Consider the following 6,978-nt stretch of genomic DNA (forward strand, 5'->3'; position numbering starts at 1 on the left):
CAACACGAGACCGCCAATGACGAGCACGAGTCCGAACATGATCGCACTGCTGCCGACGACGAGACCGCCGTTCGGCACGAAACGCAGACGATGCAGCTGCTCGAGCATGCCGAACGGACCGCGGTAGCGCCCGCGCTGGCCGAGCACCTCGCCCGTGCATGGATTCAGATAGACGAACATCTGGTCGGTGAAGCGGACCATCGCCGCAGGCATGCGCGTCTCGCCGGGCTCGCCCGCGATGAGGCGGATATAGTCGAACTTGCCCTTCGGATAGGCCTGCAGCGCATTCGCGGCCAGCGCGTCGAGCGGGACGCGCTGCGCACACGTGGCCACGCTGAGCAGATCGCGATCGAGCGGCACTTCGAGCTGCTTGCGCCACAGGAGCATGCTGCCGGTGAGCGCCATCCACATGACCACGAGGCCGACGCTGAGGCCGACCCAGCGGTGCACGGGACGCAGCACGCGGCGCAATGCAATCATCGTATTGCCGACGTCAACGCTGCGCCTTGAGCGCCTTGTCGACGAACACGTTCGTGTAGGTCTGCTTCACGTCGACCGACTTGTACTTCGGGTTCGCCTCGGCGAGCACGCGGTACTCGCCGAGCGCGCCGTCTTCTGGCATGCGGCCGTCGTTGGCGAACATAGGAATCTGTTCCTTGAGCACCTTGAGGTAGTCGTCGCCGTATTGCTTGCGCACATCGGCCGGAATCTTCGCCATGATTTCCTCCGCCGTGTGCGTGTTGATGAACTTGAGCGCGCGTACGAAGGCGTTGGCCAGATGCTGCGCGACCTCCGGCTTCTCCTTCACCAGGGCGCTGCGCATGAAGATCGTGTTCGACGGGAACGGCACGCCGAGCGCCTTGCGCGTGCCTTCGAGCGTGGTCAGGTCGGCGAACAGTGTCACGGCACCCTGCCCTTCGTAGAAAAAACCGTCCGGGGTAGGCGCCACGATGAGATCGGCCTTGCCTTCGCGCAACGCCTTGGCGTTTTCGCCCTTGCCCTCGGTGCCGGTGCGCGTGTATTCGTCGAGCTTGTGGCCGCCGGCAAGCACGAGGTAATTGGCGATCGTCGTCTTCGCCGAACCGGCACCGCCCGAAATGATGCGGCTGGCCTTGAGGTCGGCCGGCTTCTTGTACTTGTCGCGCGCCTGGTCGGCAACGAGCACGCGCATGCCCGGCGTCACCCCGAGCGTGACCACGGCTTCGATCTCTTTGCCCGCCGCGCGCTGGACGATGTTGTGGTGAAAGTAGGCCATGACCGCATCGACGCGGCCGTCCATGAGCATGTCCATGTACGGCTCTTCGTTGCGGGTGTTCATCACGGTGACATCGACGCCTTCGTCGCGGAAATAGCCGAGCTGCTCGGCGATCAGCACGGGGAACGAGCGGATCTGCCGGATCTCGTCGACGAGCAGGACGATGCGCTCGCGCGGCGGCGCAGCCGCCGCCGACGAGGCCGTCGCCGCAGCAGCTGAGAACAAACAAAAAAGGAACGCGGCCAAGCCTTTCATTTGCAGTCTCCCTCGATTTCTCGCGTGATTCTGCGGCGCCAACCTGAAAGGCACATTAAAAAGCCAGGGGAAAATCCAGGAAACCAGCTCCGCGAAACGACGGCGCTTATTCGAGTTTCTTCAGCCAATCGCCGGCGGTCGTCGGCCCCGTTGCCACGGTATCGGTATGCTCGGCTACCGTTTGACGAATGGCTACCCAGAACTTCGCCCCGGTCGGCGCGCCGAGTTTCTTCAGCGCCGCATCCACGAGTGCCTGCTTCGCGGGATCGACGGTCTCGCTCTGGATCAGGAGAAAGTCCCAGGCGCCGCCGTCCGAATGCACATACAACTCGCGCGGCGGGAGACCGGCCTGGCGGTTGGCCTCGTCGTATTGCGCGATGAGCTTGAGGAACTCGACGTGCTTGCCTGGTGCGATGTGGTAGATCTCGATCATCCTTGTGTCGTTCTGTGCGGCGAGCGCAGGCGCGATCGGCGCAAATGCGGCGACGATGGCAAGCAGCAACGTGGGAAACTTCATGGTGATCTCCTGGAGTGAGGCAGTTCGTCTGCCGGATTGGAAGGAAACAGAGTTCCGCTGTTGCGCTCGCAGGCGCGGGACGGAATTCAGGGAGCTTGTGCAGGTCTGGAGGCTTCCCTTTCGCCGGCAAACCATTGCGCCGGCAACTTGCGTGATTGCGGATAAATCTCGTCGAGCGTTGCCGCATCGTATAGACGTCCGTTCTTCATCACCTGATCGATTGCCAGCGTGTTGCGGATGTCCGCGAGCGGACTGCGATCGAGTACGACAAGGTCGGCGTACTTGTCGACGTCGAGACTGCCAATCTCGTCCTGGCGACCGATCGTTTCGGCCGAGCCTATTGTCGCCGCGCGCAGCACTTCGTGCGGCGTCATGCCGCCGGCCACATGTGCCTGCATTTCCCAATGCGTGCTGTAGCCGGGCACCTCACCGTGCGCACCGATGCCGACGAGGCCGCCCGCACGCTGCACGCTCGCGGCGCCTTGTGCGATCGCGGCGAAAAAATACTCTTCGGGCGCGTACCAATGCCGACGCGAGAATTTCTTCTCGGCGAGCAGCGGCGGCGAGAAGTGCTGCAATTTTTTATCGTCCTGCGGAGAGTCGCGTTCGATGAAATAATTCTGCGCCGGTGGCCCACCGTGCGAAATCTGCAGCGTCGTCGTGTAGCTTGTGCGCGTCTGCGCGAGCAGCTCGACGACGTCCTTGTACAGCGGCGCGGGGGTCAGCGCATGCTCGTTGCCGGCGAAACCGTCTATGATCTGGGTAAGGTCGAGCTTCATGTCGAGCGCGCCCTCGGTCGTCGGCTGGATGCCGAGATCCTTCGCAGCCATCGCCACCCATTGGCGCACGCGGCGGTTGCCCGTGCGGTATTCCTTGAGGTTGCGCGTGCGGAAGTGATCGGGATAACGCGAAAGCACATCGCGCACCTCGTCGAGGCTGGCGAACTCGTTGTAGGAAAAGATCGCAGGTCCGGTCGAGTAAACGCGCGGCCCGAGCGACAGGCCCGCGTCGATCAGATCCTGATAGGCGAGCATGTCGATCGACAGCGGCGAAGGGTCGAGTCCGGCGGTTTTGCCGTAGGCGAGATCGGTCAGGAAACTCCAGTTCTGCAGGTCGAGCACGCCGCGGCGGATCTCGGCCCAATGGTCGTGCGTGTCGATGAAACCGGGGACGATGAACTTGCCGCGCACCTCGCGAACGATCGCGTGTTCGGGAATCGCCACGCCACCGCGTTTGCCGATCGCGGCAATGCGGTTGTCGACGACGACGATGTCGGCATCGTCGATCACTTCGGCGCCGCGCATCGTGATCGCCGTCGCGCCGCGCAGCACGAGTGCACCGTGCGGCACATCGCGCGGTATCTCGACCTTCAGTGCGAAAGACTCGACGCCGTCCCTGCCCGGCTGCGGCCTGGCGCCCTGCCCCTTCTCGCCGGCCCGATCGACTGCGATTTTCTCCAGCGGTTGCCGATACAGCGTCGAACCGACGACCCAGAACACGGTCTTGCCACCGTCGGCCCAGCCGAAGAAGTCCGCGCCGATGTTCGTTAGCTTGCGATGTTCGACCGGCGGTGCCGCGAGGTCGATCGTCTCGCCCGCCTTCGCAGGCATGCGCAGCAGGTAAAGCTGTTCGACAATTTGCGCGAGCGCGTATTTTCCGTCGGGACTGATGCGCAGATCGTCGACCGGCACGCGACCTTCCTGGAAGTAGAAACCCGGTCCGGTCACGGCGACGAGCTTGCGTCGTCCGGAGCCGTCGAGCTTGACCGCATCGAGGCCGTCGTCGAACACGACATCGACCTCGGAACGGTCGGCGTCGAAATGCGGCACGCCCCCCATGCGCCCGCGCGCGAGCACGCGCGATTCGCCGCCGCGTGCGGGCAGCGCAATCAATTCGGCTTCGCGCAACGGACCGTATTCCATGTAGGTGTGCATGCGCTCGGCGTTGCTCGAGCGCTGCGCGATGATTGCCGACCCATCTGGCGTGAATATCGGGTACGTGTAGTACGCTGGCGTTCGCGCCAGAGCTCGCGGCTTGTTGTCGCCGGCAACGTCGATGCGCCATATCTGTCCGGCGTCGCGCGCAGTCCAGCTGACGTAGACAAGGGATTTGCCGTCGGGCGACCAGGCCGGCTGGAACGCAGGCAAGCCCGCCGGCGTCAGCGCGTGCGGCACGGCATTCGGCGCCAATTCCATCGTGTACACGCGACCGAGCGCCGAGAACGCGACGCGACGACCGTCCGGCGACAGCGTCGGGAACTGGGCGAGACGCGCGCGCACCGGGCCGGTCTCGTCCTTGAACGACTGCCGCAGCGACGGGCCGATATCGAGATCGACATGTGCATGGAACGGAATGTCGCTCGCCTTGCCTGTGGCGAGGTCGATGCGGTGGATCTTGCCGGCATAGGCGGCGATCAGCGCACGCCCGTCAGGCATGAACGCGTAGCCCGGAACGAGATCGCGCGAACCGGAGCCCTCCTGGTCATCGTGCTGCGCGGGCCAGACCAGTTCGCGATCGGCGCCACTGGCGAGATCGCGTACGCGCAAACCGGTCTGGCCGCGATAGCGCGCGGCATACACCAGGGTCTTGCCGTCGGGCGACAAGGCCGGCCGCATCGCGCTGCCTTGGTTCGTGACGATGGTGTCGCTGGCACCGCTGGCGAGATCGCGACGCTCGATGCTCCACATCGGCAGCGTCATGTCCTCGTCGAAGGTGCAGTGGCACCCGGCGAGATAGAGCGTGCGTCCGTCGCGCGCGGCGACCGTACCGAGCGCACTGTAGCGCTGGTCCTTGGGTTGCGCGTCGTAGCTCTTGCCTTGGGTGATGCGCTCGCCCTTGCCGTCGCCATCGAGCGCGAACCGCCACAGCTCGAACGCGGTCAGGTCGGGATGAAAGATCGAGACGAAGATCGCGCGTCCGTCGGCGGACCACGCAGGCGAGGTGAATACGGCGTTGTCGTCGTAGGTGGAAATCTGCCGCGCATGCGTGCCGTCCGCATCGGCGATCCAGATATTTTCGTTACCCGAACGGTCGCTGATGAAGACGAGGTGCTTGCCATCTGGCGCGAATCGCGGCTGCGAGTCGAACGCGAGACCCTGCGTGATCGCCCTCGCCTCGCCGCCGCCGATCAGCAGGGAGTACAGATCGCCGAGCAGTTCAAACACGATGCTGCGGCCGTCCGGCGCGACGTCAAGCGATATCCACGTGCCTTCGTCCGTATCGATGCGCACATGCCGAGTGGGTGTGAGCGGCAGCGCGCCGTTGTCCGCCGCAGCCATACCCGAAACCATGCAGAGAACGCAGAGCAGAGGCCACATCTTCAACGACATAAGCAAAAGATTCCGATCGGCGAACGTGCGAACGACATGAGGGAAGCGTCAGGGACGGTAAGCGGGCGGCAAGGGATCCGTCGCATGCTTGGGCGCGTAGCGGTCACGCAAAAGGGTCTGACGCGTGATCGGCGATGCCTGCGCGCCGCGGACGAAGACGGCGCCGGGCGCACTCGAGGGTTCGAACGGATCGCCGTTCCAGATGACGAGATCGGCGTCGAAGCCGCGGGCCATGCTGCCGTAGTGGTCAGCAATGCCGAAGATGCGCGCCGGATTCACGGTCAGGGCTTTCATCGCGTCGGCGTACGCCAACCCGTTGGCGACCGCCAGACCCGCGCCCTCGCGCACGGCGACGCCGGCATTGTGGCTGAGATAAATCGTGTTGCCCGACACGCTGAACGCGATCGTCACGCCCGCACGCGCGAGCATCGCCGCATTGTCGGCACGTGCGCCGAGTTCGTCGAAGGTCCACGGCAGATCCGCCTCGGGATCGAGCACGACGGCGACTTTGCGTGCCGCGAGCAGATCTGCGCAGCGCCACGCTTCGGTACCACCGAGCACGATGAGCGGCAGGCGATAGTCCTCGGCGAGCTGCACCGCCTGGCGAATGTCCGATTCACGCGCGACGCGTACGACGAGCGGCATGCGTTGTTCGATCGTCGCATGCAGTGCGGCGATATTGAGCACGTTTTGCAACTGGTCGCGCGGTGCGCCCGCGCCGGATTTCGGCGGCGCATAGGTTTTCGCCTCGTCCAGCGCGTTGCGCAGCAGTTGCCATTGCGCGCTGCGCGAACCTCCGCCCTGCTTCGCACCGAAACCGCCGACACTCGCGTACATCGCCGCCTTCGCGCGGTCGAGAACGTCCGCGCCGGGCTGCACGCGCACTACTGCCCCCATGCCGAGGAATGCCGCATCAGACGCCGCCGTCGGGCTCGTCGCCGCGCGCGTGAGACCATCGGCGAGCACGACCGGCAGCAGCAGCGAATTTCGGTTGAGACCGTATTGCACATCGAATGCAGCGCCGAGTGGGCCGCTCTCGACGCCGTGATCGCGCGTCTCCTCGAGCGAGGACACTTCGACGAGCCCGAGGTGGGTGTCGGCGCTCATCAGGCCCAGGGTGACGATGCGGCCGGCGGCGTCGATCACGCGCGCGCCGGACGGCGGCGGCGCCTTGGCAGCCACCGATTCGTAACGGCCATCGCGAATGACGATCGTCGCGTCATCGATGCGTCCGCCCGTCGCATCGGCCATGGTCCAGGCCTGCGCATGCACGATGGCGACCGTTTCGCCCGCCACCGCGTCCATCGCCACGACAGCCAGGCACAGCGTCAATGCGAGTGTATTTTTTAATTTTTTATACTCGCCGGTCATCACGGTTCATTTCGCCTCGCCGGCCATGCTCGGCTGGCCCAACTCGAAATCGGAGCGCGGCCGCTTCGCGGAGTCTTTGCGATCGTAGACCAGCGTGCCGTCGATGAAGACCTGTTCGGCCTTGGTGTAGACGCTGAACGGATCGCCCGACCAGATCACCACGTCGGCGTTCTTGCCGGGCTCGAGGGAGCCGATGCGCGCGTCGAGACCGAGTATCTTCGCGGCGTTGAGCGTGATCCAGCCGATGGCCC

Annotated in this window: 6 protein-coding genes; all 6 read right to left on the bottom strand. The window is 64.7% G+C overall.

Annotation, left to right across the window (positions count from 1 at the left end):
• The coding region (locus VF497_RS07860; RefSeq protein ID WP_330887399.1) for a PepSY-associated TM helix domain-containing protein at positions 1-480 on the bottom strand (480 nt) is incomplete at its 3' end.
• Positions 481-493: 13 nt separating this feature from the next.
• A complete protein-coding gene (locus VF497_RS07865) occupies positions 494-1,510 on the bottom strand; it encodes an ABC transporter substrate-binding protein (protein WP_330887402.1) in 1,017 nt (338 codons plus the stop codon).
• A 106-nt stretch (positions 1,511-1,616) separates the two neighbouring features.
• Positions 1,617-2,027, bottom strand: coding sequence for a hypothetical protein (locus VF497_RS07870; protein WP_330887404.1), 411 nt, complete (start codon positions 2,025-2,027; stop codon positions 1,617-1,619).
• An 86-nt stretch (positions 2,028-2,113) separates the two neighbouring features.
• A complete protein-coding gene (locus VF497_RS07875; RefSeq protein ID WP_330887406.1) occupies positions 2,114-5,305 on the bottom strand; it encodes an amidohydrolase family protein in 3,192 nt (1,063 codons plus the stop codon).
• 99 nt (positions 5,306-5,404) lie between these two features.
• On the bottom strand, positions 5,405-6,727 hold the full coding sequence (locus VF497_RS07880) for an amidohydrolase family protein (RefSeq protein ID WP_330887408.1): 1,323 nt from the start codon (positions 6,725-6,727) through the stop codon (positions 5,405-5,407).
• A 6-nt stretch (positions 6,728-6,733) separates the two neighbouring features.
• Positions 6,734-6,978, bottom strand: a 245-nt coding sequence (locus VF497_RS07885) for an amidohydrolase family protein (RefSeq protein ID WP_330887410.1), incomplete at its 5' end; no start/stop codon positions are given.

This window comes from Rudaea sp. (assembly GCF_036383415.1).
GTDB lineage: Bacteria > Pseudomonadota > Gammaproteobacteria > Xanthomonadales > Rhodanobacteraceae > Rudaea.